A 21778-nucleotide genomic window follows, 5' to 3' on the forward strand; every position below is an offset into this window, starting at 1 on the left:
ATAGTGAAGGTATGACTAAAGATTTACGGCGAATGTACCACTGAGAAGACAGATAACCGCGAAGCTCGTTTAGGTCGATAGCCCAATAGCTCAATAAGTCTATCGATCCAGAAATCAATAGCTAGATAAATCAATAGCGCGATAAGTCGATCACTTTATTGCATAGCTTACTCAAAGCCAGTTGATCATGGCTGATCAAAATTAGGCCGCAGTTAGCTTCTTTCGATACTTCAACAATCAGCTTTAGCGTTTGGGCTGCTGTGATGGGGTCTAATCGTGATGAGGGTTCATCTGCAATTAACAGTTTTGGGCTCATCAGTAGCGCTCGTAAAATCGCAAACCTCTGCAATTCTCCTCCGGATACTTGGCTTGATGGACGTTCAAGCAAAGCAGAGTTAAGGCTCAATCTATCTAGAAGTACGGGTATCTTGGAGCGATTTAGCTTGTGAAGCGCACACAAGTCATCAAGCAACGTTTTTAGTGTTGTGTGAGGGGAGTGCGCACTGGGTGGATCTTGGTAAAGCTTGAGGCGTTGTCCTTTTTCGATTTTTTGAAGCCAGTCGATATTGCCGGAAAAGTCGTGATGCAACCTTAGTAAAGTATCGGCGAGAGAAGATTTCCCGCATCCGCTGTCACCATAAACTCCCAGTATTTCACCTTGTGATAATGAGAACGTGAGATCTGAAAAGAGTGTTCTTTGATCGCGGTAAATCGCTAAACTTTCAACTTCAAGCAATGGCTTCTGCCCGCTTTGTATACCAACCTCTGAGGGAGTAGCGTGACTATTTGATTCATTTGAAGGTTGCGAGGAAGTTGGCTGATCAAGATACCAATACTCAGGTTGCGCTTGTATTAGCGCTTTTGTGTAGGCCGCTTGCGGCTGATCTAAAATGGCTTTAGCGTCTCCCCTTTCAACAATTGCCCCTTCTTTCATTACAATGATGTCACCACCTAACATTTTAGCCAGTTTAATGTCGTGAGTGATGGTGAGCAGGCCACCGGGTTTGCCATTTTCAAGTTGTTGGCAGTGAGAAAGGAGAAGTTGCCCAACGTGATCACGTCGGCTTTCGTCTAAGCCTTTTGTGGGTTCATCGGCAATTAACAGTTTGCCTCCAGCTTGTGTCGCACATAAGTACGCAGCACGTTGCGCCATTCCGCCCGAGAGTTCAAATGGGTGTTTATCTCCATCTTTGCCCAGATCCATTTGTTGAAGTGCATGATGGGTGAGTGTGTCACTCTGGGAGCGATCTTCGTTTAAAACCAGCTTATGAACTTCGCTTATCTGCGATCCTATAGTCCGAAGCGGGTTGAGTGCTAACCAAGGTTCTTGAGGTAATAATGCGATTTCTTTTCCCCAAAATCGTTCTCGGTTTAAAGGGTTAAGCTCATCAAACAAAGTAATGTCGCCCTCTGGTTTTAAGGCATCAGGTAATGTGCCGGCGATAGCTGCCGCGATTAGGCTTTTCCCCGCGCCTGTTTCTCCCAAAATGGTGAGCGGACGCTGCGGATATAAATCTAAACTTAAGCTCTGGACTAAGGTTTGAGTATCAGTTTGAATCGACAGGTTTTCAATTTTTAACATTGCGTTCATGCTGCTACTCCGTTATCCGCTTGTTTGCCTAGTTGGGGTTTTTCTTGTTTAGCTCCCGGTTCATTATGCGTATGGTTTTTTGAGGATTGCGTGTGACGTTTTCCTTGAGCTAATAAATGAAAGCTTAATACCAGAAGAAAAACGGTCAGTACCGGTTGAATCAAAACCCAAGGGGCTTGGTGGTAGTAACGGAATAGTTCAACCATCATTAAGCCGAGTTCAGCTTCTGGCGGCTTGAGCCCAACATGCAGAAAGCCTAAAGACGCGAGTGCCAGTATTGAATTACCCGTACCAAAACAGAACAGGGTGAATAAATCATTTCGGCAATCTGGCCATAAGTGACGCTTGAATATATACCAGTGGTTGAACCCATAAAGCCGAGAGGCTTCTACTGCAGGTGACTGAATGAGTGACAACGTTCGGTTGCGTGACACGCGGAAAAAATCCACCCACAGCATGAGCGATATGGCGATATATAGAATGAGGAATGATCCAGGAACCATTGCCGCAAAAAGTAAAACAAGAATTAAGCCGGGCATGGCGAGTATCATGTTCACGTTGAATGAAAAGATTTTATCCCACCATCCTTGTTTCCAACCAGCGATTACTCCCATTGACGTCCCTAACAACGCAGCGGTAGTAATACTTATTAATGCCATGGAAAGTGAGGTGCTGATGGCGTGGCTTAATCTTGCCAAATTACTGCGTCCAAAATGGTCTCTGCCTAAAGGTTCTTCGACAGAAGGCGTTGTGAATGCAAGGTCTAAATTTTGCTTGGCAATATCACCTTGATAGACAGTCCGTTCTAGCATGACTAGGCATAATAAGGCGGCTAAGATAATCAGACCTAACCATTGCGGCTTTGTTAAATTCATACGATCTTAACCTTCTTTTTTTCGGGTTCTGCTTGTTGTTTATTAGGTGCAAATTTTGAAAATAAAGCAGAGGGTTTATTCGCGCGTTGCCTTGGATCCAATTGGTAGTTAACAAGATCGACTAAGGTATTGATGACCACAAATAGAAGCCCCATCAGCAGAGCAGAACCTTGAATCATTGGTATATCTCTACGGAAAATCGCATGCGCTAACGCGTGACCAATACCCGGCCAAGAGAATAATGACTCGATCATAATGATCCCTTCAATTAACCCGGTTGCTTGAACACCAACAAAAGTAATAACAGGTAAAGCGATGTGTTTATGAGCGTGATGCTGAAAAGCTTGCGCCTCACTGAGTCCTTTTAAACGAGCGAATAAAAAGTGCGGTGCTGTGATGGCATCATGAGTGGCATTTCTTATAAGGCGACTAGACATTGCAGCCAGCGATAGTGCTAAGGCGAGGGCGGGCAGAACGATAAACTCGACTCGACCAAAGCCTGCCACAGGAAGCCAATTCAGCTGTAACGCAAAGATAATCACCAAGGCCAAACCAATAAGAAAGACTGGCTGAGCTCTTAGGATGATAGAACCTAATAGTGAGAAGTTGTCTGCAAAAGAGTCGGTCCGTTTTCCACAATAAATACCGATTGGGATGGCAATGAAAAGAGAAATGACAGTCGCGACGACGGCCAATAAAAGCGAGTGACCGAGCTGGTGGCTGATTTCATTAATCACAGGTGCACCGCTGATCAATGATGTTCCCAAATCAAAATGAAGAAGATCCCATAGCCATTCGAGGTATAGCTGCAAGCCCGAACGATCAAGCCCTAGCTCTTGGTAAACCGCTTGTGCCGCATCTGCATCCACATAATCGTACCCATAACGACCCGCTGCAATTCGAAAAGCAAAGTCGCCGGGTAACAAGCGCATTAAAATGAAAGTGAGTGTTCCGATACTCCAAGCCACAAAGCCGGCTTGGAGTACTCTTCGGATTAAGATATTAATCATTAATCGTCATCTCTGAGATACGATAGTTGATTTCAAATGGGTCAAATGAGAAGTGGTTAACACGTTCATTCACCGCGACTAATTGAGTGTAGAAAGTCACAGGAATCAGCGGCATTTCTTCCGCTAATATGGATGAAGCTTCTTGAGTCATTAGATTATATTGTTCTTGGTTTGGTTCAACCGATAGACGTTGAAGTAAGCTGCTGAACTCATCAGAAGACCAGTTCATTGGTCCCCAGTCACTGCCTTTATGGCTAGCAAAGTCGCGCATTAGTAAGGCTAGGGGATCCGCCGTAGTGCCAAAATTACGCGCCACGAGCGCCATTTCTAAGGTGCCGTCTTTGTGCTTTGATGGAATTGCACTTGAGTTATCGATAGAAACATTCACTTGAATGCCGACTTCTTTAAGCTGAGCTTGAATCGCGGTAGCTACGATAGGCAGTTCTGGTCTATCTGAGTAGGTAGTTAAAGTAATATCGAATGGTTTGCCTTCTCGCGAAAGGAGACCTTCCTCATTTTCCTGCCAACCTTGCCCTGCGAGTAATGTTTTCGCTTGGTCGATATTGCGCTGAGTTTGCTCAAGGTTATTGATGTGCCATGCGCCAAGAGAAGGGGCAAACAGTTGATAGGCTTCAGAGCCTGGAACGCGGACGATTTGTTTTGAAATACCCGTTCGGTCCAAAGCTAAACTGATAGCTTGACGCACATCTGAATGATTCAAAAGTGGGTGTTCATTATTCAACTTAATTAGGATCGTTCTTGGGATTGACTCCATCACTAATTCAACATTTTTTGCAGACTCAAGTAGGTCGATACTGGCTGGATCGAGTGTGTAAACCAGATCGGCTTGACCGGTTTGTGCTAACAAAGCACGGCTTTCAGAGCGATGACCTGCAAGGTAGTGAACATGTTCAATCGAGGCTTTTGTGCCCCAGTAGTCCGCATTTTTGACAACATGCGCTTTATGAGGAGCTTGTAATTCTTGGATTTTATAAGGACCTGTACCACTCAGCTGTGCCACGCTCCCTTGTTGATCAAACGAACTTGGTGCTGCAATCGCTGCTGTGTAATGCGCTAACACGGCCAGCAATGGTCGATAAGGTTGAGATAGCTCGATGACTAGAAGGTTGTCTGAAGCTGATATTTCTTTGATGGGTACTCGCTTTAATACGCCTGGTTTATTTAAAGCGTGAGAAAGAGAAGTTTGAACAGCTTGCGCGGTAAGCGGTGAACCATCGTGGAAAACAACGTCTGGGCGCAATGTGAATTCCCAGCGTAGATTGTTTGCGCTAGTTGTCCATTCTTTCGCTAATAAAGGTGTGATGTTGCCTGACTTATCGATAGCAGTAAGCGCTTCAACGACTTGTAACCGTGTAAATAAATAGCCGTTTTTAGATAAATCTTGGTCGGTAAATTCGAAGGGGCCAGAAATGTTTAGCTGTGTTGGTTGTGTTTCGTTTGATGGTAAAAATATCCATATGAGTAGTGCACTGATGGAAAGTAGCGCCAGTGCGGCAAGCTTTTTCATGCTTTTGTCCTAGTTATGAGTAATTATTTGCTATGTTATAACATAACAGTTGCGTATTGTTAATGATAATAGCTGCTAATTGGCTCGGTTTTTTATCGGACGTGAGTATGAAAAAAGCCCCACTGAAATCAGTGAGGCTCTAATTTTTGTATGCGGTTCTGATTCTAACAGGGTTTATTGGACGGTATCAGTCAGCTGTAAAAGCTGTTTGAGTGACAGTCACTATGCCCTGTTTAAAATAAGCTTGGCTCCATTGGTGAGCCTAGATCTGTTTAGGTCAATGCGCTTGAGTTAATATCGGGATACTAAGCACTAAGCACTAAGCACTAAGCACTAAGCATTAAATATTAAACATTAAGCCAGTTTTAGGTCGAACTCAGTGCGGTACATCACCATATCTTCAATGGTCAGTACAGGCATGTTGTGCATTTTACCGAAAGCAACGATCTCTGGCGCTTTTGCCATCGTGCCGTCTGGGTTGGTAACTTCACACAGTACACCTGCCGATTGAAGACCTGCCATTTGCATTAGATCCACAGTACCTTCTGTGTGACCGCGGCGAGCTAGTACACCACCTTTACGCGCACGCAGTGGGAATACGTGGCCAGGGCGAGCTAGGTCACTAGGCTTAGCCGTTGGGTTTGCTGCTGTCTTGATCGTTGTTACACGGTCAGCGGCAGAAACACCTGTTGTTACGCCGACTTTTGCTTCGATAGTGACGGTAAACGCAGTTTGGTTTGCGCTGTTGTTATCAACAACCATAGGTGGAAGTTCAAGTTGGTTCGCTTGCTCGTCTGTTAAGCATAAGCACACAATACCGCTGCATTCTCGGATCATAAGCGCCATTTGCGCATTAGTTAGGTGTTCTACTGAGTAGATGATGTCGCCTTCGTTCTCGCGATCTTCATCGTCAAGTAAAAGTACGCCACGACCTTCGCGTAGAGCTTGCAGTGCGTTTTCAACGCGAGTGATTGGTTCGCCAAATTCGGCAAGTAGTGAAGACTGATTCATGGTTAAACTCCTAAAATATCACCAGAATCAGGGCTGTATGAGGGATCTCAACCGAGCACAACAAAGCAGACTCATTACAAGTCGACTTGTACCAATCGTAGTAAACAACTGGTCATTCTAGCTGGTTAAAACCCTTGATAACGGCGTTAAAATTTTTGACTGTAGAATAACTACTTATCGAAAAATTTTGCCTTGTTCTCAAGCGTTTTTCCTGCGCTATCTCTGATCATTTATTTACTGTGATTGGTATTAGCTCATTATGGTTTTATCCAAAACGAAATGCACCCGTCTAAGTTGGAGGCATGAACCTAATAAATAGGTACACCTTTCCAACTTAAACGAGTGTGTTTTCATTCTCTCTCATCCGGACTATGACCGTCGGCTCTGGCATCTCACCAGATCTGCTGACCTCGACGGATCGAGCGCTCGCGGGCTTATCTTTAGATTTTGCTAAAAACATACCGCCGGTGGGGAATTTCGCCCCGCCCTGAGAATAAAAATTAATAATCTGTTTTGCTTTGAAAGCAGACCAGATGGTAATCCTTTCAATAGTGGATTTAAAGGACTGACAGCAAAGTTTTTCAGATTCCAGCCTTATAATCGGGTAAGTGTTCACTTTATCAGCAGAACGTGTCCGGCAGTCTTTAGTGGGATAATGCCTTTGTCTCAGCTGGTTTGAGTGGTCTTTGTTGCTCTATGAACATCAGTGTATGTCGAACATTATTGGTGCTGGCCTGGCCGTTCACTGAATCAATACTCAAGAGGTTCATCAATCGAACATTGTTAGACCATGACGGCTTAATGACCGTTTTGACATAAAATTGATATTGGCAGTGCTAAGCTGCGCTAGCATCCATCCACTTTATCCAAAAGATCTTAGTCATGACATCTCCGTTCTCTAACAAATCCAAAGGCTTATTACTGCTCGTTTTAAGTTTGTCTTCTCTCGTACCGTTTTTGATCTTTGGATCTAATTTTGACCTTGGGGCTGCGGTTTCGCCTTTCCAAGGCGCCTTCATAACGTTTGTGACTTACTCGGCGGGTAATCAAGGATTCTTGGTAACGCTAGCTGTTTTGTCTTTGGTATTGCTCACGATGAAATTTTCCAAAGCTAAGCTCGTCAGCCTTTGTCTGCAGCTCGGCTTGTTGTTGGTTCTCAGCTTTGCAGCAAAAACTTTCTTAAAGCACTCTACAGAAAGCCCGCGTCCTTATTCTGAGTATTTGGTGACGCAAGAAGTCGTTGACATGCCAGAGCTGTTTTACGAACTGCCATTGGTAGAAAAGAACGCAGCGATTGCATCTGTGAAAGATAAGGTGAGTGAGTGGCGAACGCGTCACTGGTTGGGTGAGACTGACTATTCTTTCCCATCTGGGCACATGATTTTCGTTGGCGTGTGTCTGGCGTTCTTTGGCGGCTTGTTCCTAGAAGCGAAACGTTTTTACTTAGTTGGCGGTTTGCTAGTTTGGGCTGGTGGCGTTGCTTATAGTCGTGTTTGGCTTGGTATGCACCGCCCTGAAGACTTAGCTGCGTCTATCGCCTTTGCCGGTTTGATCTACCTATTGGTGCCACTGATTCCGACGCAAAGAATAGAACCTTTGTTACCGATGTTTCTAAGAGGTAGCAAATGAGTAATAAACTTGCCTAGAAGAGCAATAGTGGGGCTTTTGAGAGAGAGGAATAAAAAACCGCCTTCGGAGAAGGCGGCTATTTTAAACGATGACTGCTATTGAAAAACTATAGACGATATTTGAAATCATAACCGCTACACACTACAAGTTTCATTTTAAATAACTGTTTTAGTATGAATTAACGCAGTTTAAACATACCAACCATTGATGCCAGTCGTTCGTTTACTTGGGAGATATTGTTGGTTTGCACCAAAGCTTGATCTCCATTTTTGTTGAGTTCATTTACAATGTCACTCAGAGCCACCATGTTACGACTAATTTCCTGAGTGACGCTGCTTTGCTCTTCTGCGGCCGTTGCAATTTGAATGCTTAGGTCATTGATACCCGTTACTTGTGACGTTAGCTCATTTAAGCTGCTGCCCACTTTCTCGGTGTTATTAAATGTTTCGTCACAAGTCCCTTTCGTCTTATTCATAGACTCTTCAACATTCTTGTTCACTGAAAGCAAACGAGTCAGCGCTTGTTCAATCTGTTGTGTACTCGCTTGTGTTCGACTCGCTAAGGCTCTCACTTCATCAGCTACTACTGCAAACCCACGACCTTGCTCGCCCGCTCGTGCGGCTTCAATCGCTGCATTTAACGCAAGGAGATTGGTCTGTTCAGCGATTTCACCAATCACTGTCAAAATATCACTGATCCCTTTAGTTTCTTGGCTCATGCTTTCTAGGTTCGATGATGTGTTCTCTATCTCAGAAACTAGTGCATTAACCTTCATTTGTGCATCACCGACAGCATTGAGTGATTGCTCCCCGATATCGGACGCGACTTTAGTTGATTGCGCCGTTTCACCTGCATTTTGGGCAACGGCGTCAGCTGTTGAACTCATTTCTTCAATGGCAGTGACAATTTGTTCAGTTTCTTGCACGTGCTGATTCAAAATGTGGTTATTTTCATCTGATTTATGTTCAAGTTGCTGCACATTTTCTTTCAGTTCAGACGATGCTGCGTCAATCTTTAGCATCAAGTCTTGTATATGCTCGATGAATTGGTTTACACCAGATGCGATTTGCCCTAAATCATCGTGTTTCTTTACTTCGAGTCTCTGAGTTAAATCACCATCACCATTTGATAGCCCTGTAATGGTTTCTTTCAACGCTAGGATGGGTTTGTAAAGAATATTGAGAATGAATAACGTGGCAACTACGCTGATCAATAGGTAGACAATCGTGATCATAATTGCTTGCTGCTGAGCGACTTCTAGCGCTGCGAATACGACGCTTTTGTCTAATCCAACAAGTAGGTACCACTCTTTATCACCATAGCTAACCGCATGGCTGAACATCACTTTCTCAACGCCGTTGATACTATAATTAACGATTGTGCTTTCTGAATTTTGTGCTTTTTTTGCAACGTCTTTCAAAGAAGCGTAATCCGTTAATTTAGTGCCCACCTTAACCACATTGGATGTGCTAGCCAGCACCGTCATGTCATTGGTCATCATCATCGAAATAGCACCGTTGAGGTCGATTTCAGAGACAGTGTCACTTAGAACATCGAGTGGAATGTCTGCCAATACCACACCGTTACCAACATCTTTACCAATGCTCACCATTAAGGTACCTGTTGTGGAGTCTGTATATGGGTCTGTATATACAAGGCTTCCTGAACGCTTACCTTCTTTGTACCAAGCTTTACTGCGAGGGTCGTAGCTTGATGGGCTTTTGTGATTATCCCAGCCCGGGTAATCGAATGAGGCATAAGCATCGCCATTGTCAAAACCTATCATTAAGTTCGCGACATCAGCACCTAATGAGCCCACGCGCATTCGCTCGGCGTGTCTATCTTGATAATTATGTTGACGATAATCAGCAGCTACTTTTGCTACTGCTTGTGTTTTAGCATCCAGGTAAGTCTCAACCTTGTTCCCTTCAATGCGAATACGGTCTTGTGTGCTCTGGTAAATATTCTCAGTCAGTGCTTCCTTATTGCTCTGATATGAAAAATAGTTGGCTGAGCCTACACTTATTGCAATTATTGCTGATACGGCGACTAAAAGAACTTGCTTAAACCCAAGTTGTTTCATTTGAAAGTCCTTAATACTGAATGTGTTCATTTTCCTGCTTAATGAATATGCAGTATATAGACGTATTATGAATAGGACTACGCTACCAATTGAACATTCAGCCTGATTTGAACAGTCTCAGCTCTGTATACAAAAAGCTTATGAAAAAATGGTTTATGCAGTAATGGTTTATTGATGGTGAATGAGAGGGAATCGTGACCGCCAGATAGAGATGTTTACGACAGTGTGGTACTGACTTTAAAGCTTAAATAAGGCGCCGCATTAGAGTATTTGAGCATAATGGATAACGTCACTAGTCAGTCATATGAGCTTGCTTATCGAGATGAGTGAGCTGTCATTAAAATAGTTACAAAACGTAAGCAACCTTCAGCACTTACGTTATCTCTATACTAACCAGCTAAGCCTTGCCAAATGGCAGTAAAGCCACTGATAGAACATAACAGTAAAGAACCAATACGTATCTTCTCTTTAGGAATGCTTTGCGTGGTCATTAACGCCACTTTGTAACCCAACCAAGCAGCAGGCAGCAAAGGTATGGTGATGATCAAATGGTGCATAGTGAAGAAGCCAATTGGGATCTGAACAATCAACGAAATGATTGAACTAAAGACAAAAAAGGCAGACAAGTTGCCACGCAGCTGATTGGCATCTTGGTGTTGGAGTAGCAGTGCCATCGGCGGGCCACCAATACCTGAACTGGTGCCAAAGAATCCTGAGAAGAATCCCGCGATGCCCATTTTGGCAGGCGTCGGCTCTAACCTAAACGGAAGCAAGCTGACAATCACTGCAAATACCACTAATAAACCTAACCAAAGTGACAACACGCTCGTTGAAACCATCACCAACAAGGCACCGCCTGCTAGTGAGCCTGGAATGCGTCCTAGTAATGCGATTTTTAATCCGCCAATAGAAATGTTTGCACGGTGTTTAAAGGCGTTGAATAAAGAGATGAACAGGCCAACTAAACAGATAGGCGCAGGTACATAGTCTGGTGAAACCAAAAACAGCAGTGGGGCAGCCACAATGGCCAAACCAAAGCCGATTGCGGTTTGCACAAATGAGCCTGCAAAAATGAGTGCCATTGCGATAAGGGCGGTCTGATCTAGGTATTCCATAAGCCTGCGGATTAGTTTTAAAGGAGCAAGTGAATACTATAAATTAAAACGAAAAGAATAGTCTTATTATTCAGTGAGGTTTATGCAAGTTTCGCTAGTTATAATTTCGATTACAACGGCCAATAAAAAAGAGAGCGAATATCTCAGGATGTGCTCCTTTCAATATCCACTCTCTTATTGGATTGCTTATCGATTTTTGCTGTTGGGGGAGTCAGCGTTAAACGCTAAGCCATTGCCAATTTCAGTCGCTCAATCGGCTTGTCATTGATAGGTAAATGGATAAGCGCTGCTGCAAATGCCAGTACCACCGTTGACCACCAGATCGACTCATAAGATCCGTAGTAATCGTAAATACGACCACCGACCCAAGCACCTAAGAAACTACCTACCTGGTGAGTAAAGAACACCAAGCCGTACAGCGTCGACAGGTAACGGGCACCAAAGATCTGACGAACTAAACCAGACGTTAGCGGAACCGTACCCAACCAACAGAAACCAATCGCCGCACCGAAGATTGCCGCGGTTGATTCAGTCACTGGCAGAGTCACAAACGCACCGATAACCACAGTACGTACTAAGTACAGTGCAGACATCACATGACGCTTGCTGAACTTATCGCCCATCACACCCCAGAAGTAAGATCCGAAGATGTTGAAGATACCCACATAAGCCAGTGCCATTGCTGCACTACTCGCAGGTAAGTTTTTGTCTGCTAAGTAACTTGGTAAGTGCGTCGCAATGAACATCACGTGGAAACCACACACGAAGAAGCCCGCGTGAATCAACCAATAACTTTTGTTCGAAAACGCTTCAGACAGTGCTTCTTTCAGTGTCTGGGTGTCTTCTACTTGTTTATTGGTTGCTAACTTCGGTGCTCGCATAAACAGTGCAAATGAGATCATCAAACAACAAAGCACGCCAAATACTTGCATCGCATTTTGCCAATCAAACTCGTTCAACATGTATTGCGCACCCGGAATTACCGCGAACATACCAAATGAACCTGCAGCTGTGGTTAGACCGAATGCTTTAGCCGCGTGCTTTGCAGGTACTACTTTTGCTACCGCGCCTAGCACGATCACATAGCTTGTTGCACTTAACCCAAGGCCAACCAATGCGCCTAGTGAAACGTAAAGCATGCTTGATTCGGTAGACATTGACGTAAGAAATAAACCCAAACCGTAAGCACATGCACCTGCAATAATGATGCGTCTTGCTCCCCATTTGTCAGCGGCCATGCCTACAAAAGGCTGGAACACACCAAACAGCAGGTTTTGTAGAGCAATGGCGAAGCTGAAAAATTCACGGCCGGTGCCGAAATGCTCTGAAATTGGCATCATGAAAATGCCGAATGATTGTCTGATCCCTAGACTGATAATAAGTGTGCCGATCCCAAGCCATACCAGTAAAGGAAAACGGAAAATGCTCATTCTAATACTCTTAAATTAATGGTGGTGATGTGAGTGGTCTTGCGCTGACATGTGTTGGTCAGTCATCTTATTGTGGTGTTCGTGCCCGGAATGCTCATGCGCTGACTGCTGGTGGCATCCACTGCTCACGGCATGCTGAGCCAAGAGATCAATCAATGGCTGACTGTGATGCACAATAACCAAACTAATGACGAGTAGGGTATGTATCAAATGACCTTTTGTGATTTAGTCTATGCGTTTTATGCATAGATTTATGCATAGATTTAAGCATCGCTGGAATTGGAATGAAACGTAGTTAATAAATAGGAAAACACGAAGCTCGCTGATTATGTGGTAGAAGCGGAGAATTTAGGATGGATATTAAATTTTTTAGATATAACTGCTTGCTTTATTGAAGTATTTTAAAGCCTGTAAAAACTAGTATACAAATTAATCACTCAGTAACACTGCGCAATTACTCGACTTATCTGTTAAACATCGTAAATTTGTACTTCAATCGTTTCAACGGGACTGAAACGCGATGTTAAAAGATTCAGGGAGAGTCATTCACATGGATAAAGATCATAACCTTCGCGAAAACTTACTGGCGCTGATCTTAGGTAGCGCGCTAGTGTCACTCGGCGTTATCTTTTTCAATCAAGTCGGTTTGCTCACCGGAGGCACGGCTGGTCTAGCGATCTTCATTACCAAAGTGACAGATTTGAGCTTTGGCCAAGTGTTCTTCGCACTTAACTTACCTTTCTATATTTTGTCGGTTGCTCGTATGGGCTGGCGCTTCACCATCAATACGTTTATCGCGGTTTCGATTGTTTCGTTCGCCGTGGATCACTTGTATCACGTGATTCAAATTGCCGAAATTCATGCATTGTATGCAGCTTTACTTGGTGGTGGCTTGATTGGTACCGGCATGTTGGTGATCTTCCGTCATAAAATGAGCTTAGGTGGCTTCAACATTCTGGCGCTGTTCTTACAAGAACGTTTTGGGATTCGTGCGGGTAAGGTTCAGATGGCACTAGATTGTACGATTGTTGTGCTTTCACTGTTTATCGTTGATGTGTCGCTGGTTCTTCTGTCTGTACTGGGTGCGATAGTAACCAACTTGATTTTGGCGATGAATCATAAACCGGGACGCTATCAACCGGTCGTAAAAGCGGAAGCGGCGTAGTTCGGTACGATCAAGCACTAGGTTCGCTTAAGCACTCGATTCGCATAAACAAAGCGTGATTTTCAGATTATGAAAACAACAAAGCCAGCATCAATTGCTGGCTTTGTTCTATTCAAATAATGGGTTTGAGCTAGTTACTATAAGTACTTCTATTGGCACTTACCGCAATCAGCGTCCGACTTGAGCTCACAATCAATCACATTGCCTTGTTGATCAAGTGACAAGTTACAGCACTCTTCAAACAAGTTCTTAAGATCCCCGCGACTTTTCTGAACACGAGACTTAACGGTTGAGTAGCTGATGTTTTGAGCCTCTGCGATCTCTTTCTGGCTTTGGCCTTTGATGTCGACAGCAAGCAGTAATGATGAACTTTGTTCTGGTAACGCCTGAATAAAGGGTTCAATACATAATGAAAGCTTTTGCTTGAACTCAGAATTGTGGTCTAAATCGGTAAACCAAAGATCTTCAGCATTAATTTGGCTATCACGTTGTTGTCGAGCGTGCTTACGGTAGAAGTCGATAATGGTGTTGTTGGCTAACTGGAACAGCCAAGCCTTAACACTGCTCGCATCTTGTACCTTGTCTAAGTTCTGATAGGTCTTAATCAAGATATCTTGGATCAAGTCGTCTACATCCGCAGAATTGTTGACCTTTGAATGCAAGAATGACTTTAATGCTTGCTGATACTCGGCCCAGACTTGTTCGAGCTTTAAAGGTGCCTTATTCAAAGGTGCCCCGTTCAAAGGTGCATCAGTTGCACTGATCATTTACGCAACACTCGTCTTGTAAGAAATCAATCACACCTTCTAGGCATTCATACTCCGCCACGCAGAATAGAGTTCTCCCTTCTCGTCTTTGGCTGATTAGGCCCGCAGACGCCAAGCTTGATATGTGGTGAGACAAGGTGGAACCAGGGATACCTAGCTCTTCTTGTAGGCCGCCAACTGCAATGCCTTGGTAGCCAGCTTTAACGACACTCTTATAAATAGTTAGGCGAATAGGGTGTCCCAACTCTTTAAGTGCTTTCGCTACGACTTCTAAGTTCATATTAACTCCTCAAGATTTAATTTCGATGTTAGTCGAAATGTATGTCGAATTCAAATTTAAAAACGGTGTCTGTATAAGTCATTGAAAAACCGTGTTTTCGAAAATCATTTCGATTTTTATCGAAATAAAGCTTGATCTGGAGCTGTTTATTTCTATAATTCGAGAATATTCGAAATTAAGGGTTGGTTACTTTTCTCATAGAGCCCGACCTTCAATCCAGTTTGGAGTTAATTATGAGCAATGAAATGTTAACAATGCTAAAAGACGCACTTGATATGTTCGCTTTCTTAGCAGTAGAGTTAATTATCCTTTTCTTAGCGATCAGCTACATTGTTGGGATTCTTCAAGAGTTCCTTACACCAGAAAAGATTCAATCTATCCTGAGCTCACGTAATGGTAAGGGGTATGTGGTTGCTGCACTATTGGGTGCAATTACACCTTTCTGTTCATGTTCGACCATTCCTTTCCTAAAAGGATTGCTGCGTGCAAGAGCGGGTTTCGGTCCAATGATGGTATTCCTATTCGGTAGCCCACTATTGAACCCAGTGATCATTGGTTTGTTCGTGATTACGTTCGGCTGGCAAGTCGCTGTGTTCTACTTCCTTGTAGCAATGACGGTATCTGTAGTGGCTGGTTACGCACTTGAGAAGTTAGGTTTTGAACGCTACGTCAAACCTGAAGCGTATGAATCGACAGGTTCTGCTTCAAGCTGTGGCACTAGTTGTGGTGACTCTACTCCTAAGAAAGCAGCAACGGCTAAAGCGGAATCTTCATGTGGTACAAGTGCATGTGGTGAACCTGCACCAGTAATGGCAAAAGAAACATCTTGCTGTGATTCGAAAAAAGAAGAGCCACAAGTGACCGTTTCATGCTGTTCAGCAGATGGAAGCGCAACGGCTGAAATCGTAGAGAAGAAAGAACCTAGCCGTTGGATGAGAATTTGGTTCTCAACTTGGAAAGACTTCAAACAAGTTTTCCCTTACCTAATGATGGGTATTGCGATTGGTTCATTCATCTACGGCTTCATTCCTACAGACCTAATTGCACAGTACGCTGGTGAAGGTATGTGGTATGCGATTCCAGTAGCAGCCGTGATTGGTATTCCACTGTACATTCGTGCTGAAGCGGTAATCCCATTAAGTGCTGCTCTAGTTCAGAAAGGCATGGCGTTGGGGTCGGTAATGGCATTGATTATTGGTAGTGCAGGTGCAAGTTTAACGGAAGTTATCCTGCTTAAATCAATCTTCAAGAACCAAATGATTGCGGCATTCCTATTCGTTATCCTAAGCATGGCGATGGGTGCAGGCTTCCTATACAGCTTCATCTTTGGTTAATCGGGTCTGATTCCTAGATAACTCCATTGATAGCAAGATATAGATAATAAAAAAGAGCTCACTTAGTTGAGCTCTTTTTGTGTTTAGGAGGTCAAAAAATCATGGGCATTAGGCTTAATTTGTTTGAGAACGCTATTATTCCGGAAGTGCTGCTATCGAAAATAACACTCATCAACCCCTACTTTTAGACTTGAATGTAACCGCTTTGATGCCAAGTATTAACGATATTCATGTTTCGTAGGTGTTAATTAATTGGTGATCCTATTTAATCTTTTCGGCTAATTATTGGACGGTTTTCATATCGATATCTAGTATTTATGTAAGGGTGGATAATGAAATAGCATCGTTCAAAATTAACGTTTTTTAGCTTTGATTCAACGATGACAGCGTCAAAAGACTTGGAGTTAATGAATGAAAGATAAGTTGAAAATTTACTGCCTTGGAACCCCTACACTTGAAACCAGAGAATCATTTGAGCTCGTGCCAGTCAGTGACATTAATCAACTCCCTGATTTATTGGGCGGCGTCATAGTTCTAAATGGCGATCTTAGTTCGCAAGACGACTTGATGAGCCAACTCCACCGTAGCAGGAAATTTTGGTCTTGGAAGATTTATATTTTAGAAGATAGTGCATTATCAGAGTGTTTATCAGACGGCACTTTAAATCCAGAAAGTGTTGAAGAAGAGGTGATTCAACACCGCAGAACGTTAGAAAGTATTATCGACTCATCGGATACATTAGACCCTCTTGTTGGGTGGTTAGGCTCGGATCAAAGACGTCGATTATCACCTCACAAATATTTGTCTCATAAATCGATATATTCCTATCCGTTAGTGGAGCTTTACTATCCGGAGTTAAGTTCAACTTATCGTTTTGTATTATCAGAGACTAAGCGAGACACTTTTGAAATTGAGGATTTAATCGATCGAGTCAGAGTGTGTCATGAATGTGCCAGTGCCCACTTAAACTACATCGAAGCGTGTCCTTCTTGCAAAGACATTGATATTACTGAGCGTACCTCTCTCCATTGTTTCACGTGTGGCCATGTTGCTGAACAAGGGCTGTTCAAACGCAACCAAAAATTAGAATGCCCGAAATGTTTGACTCAGCTTCGACATATTGGAGTGGATTATGATCGCCCTTTAGAAACTCATACATGTAACTCATGCTCTCACTCTTTTTCTGAAGCGGAGACATTAGCTTCTTGTTTCGAGTGTGGTACAAAAAACGATATTTCAAAGTTGGTTGTTAGGAAGATTTATTCGCTGAAACTTGGAGTTCAGGGAGAGTATATATTCCGTCATGGAGTGAAGCTATCGGCGCCTGAACTGACCTTAAGCGGGAAAGTAGACGGCGGGTATTTTTCTAATCTTCTTAGCTGGGTTAATAGGATTGCACTTCGCCACGAAGAAGAGCACTTATTATTGGGGTTACACCTGCCTGATTTAGCGCAGTATGTGTCTAAAAATGGAGACGCAAAAATGTTTGCTTTGATCGAGCAAATTACAGAGCGTTTAAACGGATTATTTAGAGATTCTGATATTTGTTGTCAGTTTAAAAGCGATGTTCTTCTTGTGTTTATGCCTAAAGCTAAGATGGAACATATAGAAGTATTACGCGGGAAAATAGAAGCACTTTGTTCTCTAATCGAAGATGACGATTTCACGCTGAATGTCTTTGCATGGGGTATACCCGATCCAACAATGAAAGAAGATGTTGGTTATTGGTTAGAAAGTAAAGTCAGTGAAATCTATGCTGTCAGTTAGCCTTGATCTCCAACAGTACTTCTGGGGGATGCTTTTAGAGAACTCTGAGCTTTGGCTAATGCTTTTCCCCATGATGATTATGGTGGAGCTCCCACTCTTTCTGCTTGTGTTAAGTGGAATCTTTCGCTGGTCTTATTCGGCCAGTGACATAGAGATAAAAGAATACCCAAGCATCTCGTTTGTAATTACTTGTTATGGAGAAGGAGATGCAATTGAGATAACGATCGACACGCTTGTTGAACAGCTTTATCCCGGAAAGATTGAGATTTTAGCCGTAGTCGATGGAGCAACTCAAAATGAAGATACCTACTTAGCTGCAATGCGAGGGGAGCAAAGACATAAAACGGTAAGAAACAGAGATGTTCGTGTCATTCCTAAGTGGCAAAGAGGAGGTCGCGTATCAACGTTGAATGCTGGTTTAGATAACGCTACTGGTGATTTTGTTATTAATGTTGATGGTGATACTTCTTTTGATAACGACATGGCGTTACAAATGATGAAGCAATTTACTGATAAGAATGTGATTGCTTCTGGAGGTGCTTTACGCGTTAGAAACTGGCAAGAAAATTTGCTTACGCGAATGCAGTCTCTTGAATATATGTTATCAATGCAAGCTGGTAAGACGGGGCTATCCAACTGGGGTGTTCTCAATAATATATCAGGAGCATTTGGTGCCTTTCGAAAGAACACTCTGAAGCAAGTTGGAGGGTGGGATACCCATACTGCTGAAGATCTCGACTTAACGATGAGGCTCAAACAGTACAAGAAAAGACATCCAAACAATAAACTCGCTTTTACACCTAAAGCTGTGGGCCATACTGATGTACCCGATACACTGAAAGGGTTGGTACAACAAAGGCTAAGATGGGATGGAGACTTATTATTTCTGTTTTTAAGGAAACACAATGAAGGTCTAACCCCTAGATTACTCGGTTGGGGAAACTTTATATTTACTTTAGTTTATGGCGTTCTACAAAACGTATTGCTGCCCATTCTAGTTTCGCTATTCATGTTTTACATATTTTGGGCTTACCCCTTCGATTTTGTTGCTGCACTTCTGATCCTTATCTATTGCGTCTATTTGTCGACAGTGTTGTTGTTTTTTACTGTCTATATTGGGTTGGTTTCCGAAAGAGCGAAAGAAGATCTTAAGATGGCAAAATGGCTAATCTTGTATCCGTTTTATCAGTTCTTTATGCGGTTGATTACGGCGTTCTCTATGGTGAATGAGTTATTTAGAAGAAGTCATGAAGAATCCAGTATGGCTCCTTGGTGGGTATTGAAAAAAGGCAAAAGGTTTTAACAATGAAAGTGAAATTTCATCTTGATAAAAAGAATAACCCTCAATCGGATGATGGTGTCAAAGTTGCTTACGGACAAGCGAAAAGAGGAGGCTACCGCTTTCGTTGGTATTTAATCTTAAGCTTAGTGGTTAGCCCTCTATTATTCGTAGCGTATTTTTTCTTAAAGACAAATTTTCTGGTTATTGCTCCGGCAATCATTACCTCGCATCCTGTAACCTTAACCTCTAAAGTTGCAGGAGTAGTCGGCCCAATTCCAGTAGACGATGGAAGTCAAATCCTAAAATCAGAGACAGCGATTCAGTTGACTAATATGGAAGTGGAAGCGCAAATCGAATTTCTTCATGCTGAGTTATTAGATTTAGAAATCAGGTTTCCTGATGATATTGGCTTACTGCACTTGAAAGGTATTGAAGAAACGCGCAGTAATTTAAACACGGTACAGCAAATTCAAACGCGCTATGAAGAATACAGGAAGAAAGGTCAGGTATCCGATGTGGACTACGCAAGTATAGTGGGAATGAGTAACTCACTTAACAATCAGCTTAATGGACAAAAACTTGATTATCAAAATGCGAAATTAGCTGAACAAGAAAGAGAATTAGCGGGTCCGGTTAGTCAGGCTCGACGTGCTTTAATGAAAGATCTAGCACTTAAACGTGTTGTTGAGCAAGGGTTGGCGATTAAGTCTCCCTATGCAGGTCGCGTTGTCGATATCCATGTCGTTGAAGGGCAGAGAGTGTTCGAAGGTGACGAGCTTGTAACGATAGCGAAGAATACCATCCCGCAAGTGGTCGCGTATTTAGACCCTAAATATTTAGAGAATGCGATAATAGGAGCTCATACCAAGGTAAGGTTTCCAAATGGTAGTACTTTTGAGGCTGAGATTGCAGATTCGGTAGAAATCGTCAGTAAGTTGCCGACTCAATTAGCAAGCCCTTTTGAAGGGCAGCCAGCATATCTCAAAGTAGCATTGAACTTTACGGCTGATTTGCCTAGAGAATATTGGATTGAAGGGATGACCGTCGAAGTGCGTTTTTAATTAGCACGCTAACTTGACCATAAATGGAGCGTATATCGCTCCATTTATTGTTTTAGGGCTAGCTATTTTTATAGCGAACTGTTGTTTTAGAGTGAACTATCGTAGAGAGAGCTGTGGATATCAAAAACCACGTACATCCAGTTCATTGTTGATCAACACAACACACTGAGAAGCAAACAGCATGTTTGGACCTAAGCTGATTTTCTCTGTGCCTAAACGCTTCAAGCTGTTGTAGCTTTTCTTCGGCATAGGGATGTGATCAGTAAGAAGGAAACATGGGTTTTCAGCAATCTCTGCATCACGGATAAAGTCACCCTTCTTATCCATCATGTACAGCTGGTGGTCTTCGGCCAGTTCTTTGACCAACTTTTCAAAGCTCATAGTGCGAACAGTGATGCCCGGTTCTACCTGACGTGTCTGTTCTTTTGTCATGCCTTGAGAAGCGTCAACCGCTCTTACTACCGCAGATAACAGTGCAGATTCATGAAAGCCACCAATGTTGGTGATTTCATTTGAATCGAATGTAATGGTACGAGAAAAGTCTTTAGTACTCTCTAGCACAAGGTGCACGGTGACATTCTCACGGTGAGATTGAGCAACGAAGATCGTGTTCATCAGAGTATGAGCCAGAATCTCAGTATGAGCGTCTTGCCCAACACCTTCTAAGATAAGTTTGCTCTCTGTAGGGGCTGCGCGAGCGCGTAATACAAATGAACGCATGGGATGTACCTTGTCAGTATGTGATAAAACGAAACAGACTTTATCAACATGAATTGATGAATAACCAAAATTATGGCGGTATGTAACTCTTTTCTATTAATGAAGTCAAATGGAGTTATGTATAGTACTGACCACAAGAACTCTACGTATTAAATAGAGAGTGACCACATTACAAGATGGTAAAGGTTGAAGCTAACCAAGGTTTACATAGATAGTATGCGCAAATTATTAGGTGACTTACATAAGGAAGTAGTCGATGAAGTTACAGAAGATTAATAAAGAAGAATATAGAAAGAAGATGAACCTACTGTTGGTTTCATTGGTTGGGTCGCTCGCCTTGTTTGCCATCGTATTCGGTAGCATTCTGATTGAACTTTTTGGTTCAGTTGGATCCGTTACTGGGGAAGCGACAGGTAATTTCCATTTGAATGTACTTGGCGTGATTTTATCAGTCGCACTGAATGCCTTTATCGCGAGCCGTGTGAAAGGGCATGATTACTTTAAAGAAGCACTTTATGTGTGGAACGTGAAACAAGTTCACAATCAAATCTATCGTAAGCTTAAGCGTATTCAACCAAAAGCTGAGCATGGTGATCGAGAAGCATTAACGATCCTTTACTTCTATTACACTACGCAAAAACAGGTATACGACCTAGATAACAATACATTGACGATAAAAACGGTTCAGCAATCGCTAGATAACATAGTGGAGCTAAGTGAAAAGTGGAGTATAGAACTGGATATAGAGACATTCTCGAAAGATCTAGTCGCGAAATTCTAAGTTATATGCTCTTGATTGTATGAGCTTTGGCCTATGAAAGAGGGTTTTGACGTAAAAGTAGACGCTTAAGCAATTTTTTTGAATTTTTATCAAAAAAGGGGTTGCCATGTTTTCGATGATCTCTATAATGCCGCCTCACTGACACAGCAGTCGCTACAAGGCTTCAGCGGTAATCAGTAAGACGGAAAGTTCGAAAGGAATTAATTTTAAAAAGTGTTTGACACTTAAAATTAAATCGCTAGAATTCACGTCCGCTTTCAAGGGTTTCTTTGTAAAAAGAAAGTTTCGACAAGCAAAGCTCTTTAACAATTTAAACCTATCAATCTGTGTGGGCACTCGTTGATGAATA

Annotated in this window: 20 protein-coding genes and 1 riboswitch; of the genes, 8 read left to right on the forward strand and 12 right to left on the reverse strand. The window is 42.8% G+C overall.

Translation table 11 applies throughout. The features are described from left to right. Positions 1-130 precede the first annotated feature (130 nt). The 5 genes from ACED59_RS19830 to ribB form a co-directional block, all read right to left on the reverse strand. Complete coding sequence (locus ACED59_RS19830) at positions 131-1591, reverse strand: ABC transporter ATP-binding protein (RefSeq protein ID WP_017097985.1); 1461 nt, start codon at positions 1589-1591, stop codon at positions 131-133. Continuing rightward, on the reverse strand, positions 1588-2466 hold the full coding sequence (locus ACED59_RS19835; protein ID WP_017097984.1) for an ABC transporter permease: 879 nt from the start codon (positions 2464-2466) through the stop codon (positions 1588-1590). Before ACED59_RS19835 ends, ACED59_RS19830 begins: the two co-directional genes overlap by 4 nt. After that, on the reverse strand, positions 2463-3476 hold the full coding sequence (locus ACED59_RS19840; protein ID WP_017097983.1) for an ABC transporter permease: 1014 nt from the start codon (positions 3474-3476) through the stop codon (positions 2463-2465). The genes ACED59_RS19835 and ACED59_RS19840 overlap by 4 nt, the downstream gene beginning before the upstream one ends. Further along, positions 3469-5004 carry an ABC transporter substrate-binding protein gene (locus tag ACED59_RS19845; protein ID WP_017097982.1) on the reverse strand — a complete coding sequence of 512 codons (1536 nt, stop codon included), beginning with the start codon at positions 5002-5004 and terminating at the stop codon, positions 3469-3471. The genes ACED59_RS19840 and ACED59_RS19845 overlap by 8 nt, the downstream gene beginning before the upstream one ends. 354 nt (positions 5005-5358) lie before the next feature. Beyond that, complete coding sequence (gene ribB, locus ACED59_RS19850; protein WP_017097981.1) at positions 5359-6015, reverse strand: 3,4-dihydroxy-2-butanone-4-phosphate synthase; 657 nt, start codon at positions 6013-6015, stop codon at positions 5359-5361. A 348-nt stretch (positions 6016-6363) separates the two neighbouring features. Beyond that, positions 6364-6514, reverse strand: a riboswitch (FMN riboswitch). A gap of 383 nt (positions 6515-6897) precedes the next feature. Between ribB and ACED59_RS19855 the strand changes: the two genes are divergently transcribed. Further along, positions 6898-7644, forward strand: coding sequence for a phosphatase PAP2 family protein (locus tag ACED59_RS19855; RefSeq protein WP_009846275.1), 747 nt, complete (start codon positions 6898-6900; stop codon positions 7642-7644). Between the two features lie 178 nt (positions 7645-7822). On the opposite strand, the gene ACED59_RS19860 is transcribed toward ACED59_RS19855, so the two are convergent. From ACED59_RS19860 to ACED59_RS19870, 3 genes are all read right to left on the reverse strand, one after another. Next, positions 7823-9727 (reverse strand): methyl-accepting chemotaxis protein, encoded by a 1905-nt coding sequence (locus ACED59_RS19860; RefSeq protein ID WP_017097979.1) that lies wholly within the window; start codon positions 9725-9727, stop codon positions 7823-7825. A 389-nt stretch (positions 9728-10116) separates the two neighbouring features. Continuing rightward, positions 10117-10842: a sulfite exporter TauE/SafE family protein gene (locus ACED59_RS19865; protein ID WP_009846277.1), complete on the reverse strand. Its 726-nt coding sequence runs from the start codon at positions 10840-10842 to the stop codon at positions 10117-10119. A 224-nt stretch (positions 10843-11066) separates the two neighbouring features. Further along, a complete protein-coding gene (locus ACED59_RS19870; protein WP_017097978.1) occupies positions 11067-12272 on the reverse strand; it encodes an MFS transporter in 1206 nt (401 codons plus the stop codon). Positions 12273-12301: 29 nt separating this feature from the next. Here ACED59_RS19870 and ACED59_RS19875 point away from each other — a divergent pair, with 29 nt between their 5' ends. After that, entirely contained in the window at positions 12302-12451 is a 150-nt protein-coding gene (locus tag ACED59_RS19875) for a hypothetical protein (RefSeq protein WP_198928804.1), read from the forward strand. Between the two features lie 371 nt (positions 12452-12822). Further along, entirely contained in the window at positions 12823-13437 is a 615-nt protein-coding gene (locus ACED59_RS19880) for a YitT family protein (protein WP_017065874.1), read from the forward strand. 149 nt (positions 13438-13586) lie between these two features. Here ACED59_RS19880 and sigZ read toward each other — a convergent pair whose 3' ends face one another. Next, entirely contained in the window at positions 13587-14204 is a 618-nt protein-coding gene (gene sigZ / locus ACED59_RS19885; protein WP_017097977.1) for an RNA polymerase sigma factor SigZ, read from the reverse strand. After that, complete coding sequence (locus ACED59_RS19890) at positions 14188-14484, reverse strand: helix-turn-helix transcriptional regulator (RefSeq protein ID WP_017097976.1); 297 nt, start codon at positions 14482-14484, stop codon at positions 14188-14190. The genes sigZ and ACED59_RS19890 overlap by 17 nt, the downstream gene beginning before the upstream one ends. A gap of 233 nt (positions 14485-14717) precedes the next feature. On the opposite strand from ACED59_RS19890, the gene ACED59_RS19895 reads away from it, so the two are divergent. From ACED59_RS19895 to ACED59_RS19910, 4 genes are all read left to right on the forward strand, one after another. Continuing rightward, positions 14718-15818, forward strand: a complete 1101-nt coding sequence (locus ACED59_RS19895; protein ID WP_029223953.1) for a permease — start codon at positions 14718-14720, stop codon at positions 15816-15818. Between the two features lie 411 nt (positions 15819-16229). Continuing rightward, positions 16230-17585, forward strand: a complete 1356-nt coding sequence (locus ACED59_RS19900; RefSeq protein ID WP_017097975.1) for a hypothetical protein — start codon at positions 16230-16232, stop codon at positions 17583-17585. Continuing rightward, complete coding sequence (locus ACED59_RS19905; RefSeq protein WP_029223012.1) at positions 17572-18888, forward strand: glycosyltransferase; 1317 nt, start codon at positions 17572-17574, stop codon at positions 18886-18888. The genes ACED59_RS19900 and ACED59_RS19905 overlap by 14 nt, the downstream gene beginning before the upstream one ends. Next, positions 18855-19928, forward strand: a complete 1074-nt coding sequence (locus tag ACED59_RS19910; protein ID WP_017097974.1) for an HlyD family secretion protein — start codon at positions 18855-18857, stop codon at positions 19926-19928. The genes ACED59_RS19905 and ACED59_RS19910 overlap by 34 nt, the downstream gene beginning before the upstream one ends. A gap of 120 nt (positions 19929-20048) precedes the next feature. Here ACED59_RS19910 and trmY read toward each other — a convergent pair whose 3' ends face one another. Continuing rightward, positions 20049-20648 (reverse strand): tRNA (pseudouridine(54)-N(1))-methyltransferase TrmY, encoded by a 600-nt coding sequence (gene trmY / locus ACED59_RS19915; protein ID WP_017097973.1) that lies wholly within the window; start codon positions 20646-20648, stop codon positions 20049-20051. Between the two features lie 256 nt (positions 20649-20904). On the opposite strand from trmY, the gene ACED59_RS19920 reads away from it, so the two are divergent. Further along, positions 20905-21429 (forward strand): DUF3087 family protein, encoded by a 525-nt coding sequence (locus ACED59_RS19920; protein WP_017097972.1) that lies wholly within the window; start codon positions 20905-20907, stop codon positions 21427-21429. Between the two features lie 153 nt (positions 21430-21582). On the opposite strand, the gene ACED59_RS19925 is transcribed toward ACED59_RS19920, so the two are convergent. Further along, positions 21583-21778, reverse strand: a 196-nt coding sequence (locus tag ACED59_RS19925; RefSeq protein ID WP_371694364.1) for a hypothetical protein, incomplete at its 5' end; no start/stop codon positions are given.

Source organism: Vibrio sp. FF266 (assembly GCF_041439695.1).
In the GTDB taxonomy this organism is placed as follows: Bacteria; Pseudomonadota; Gammaproteobacteria; order Enterobacterales; family Vibrionaceae; genus Vibrio; species Vibrio tasmaniensis_A.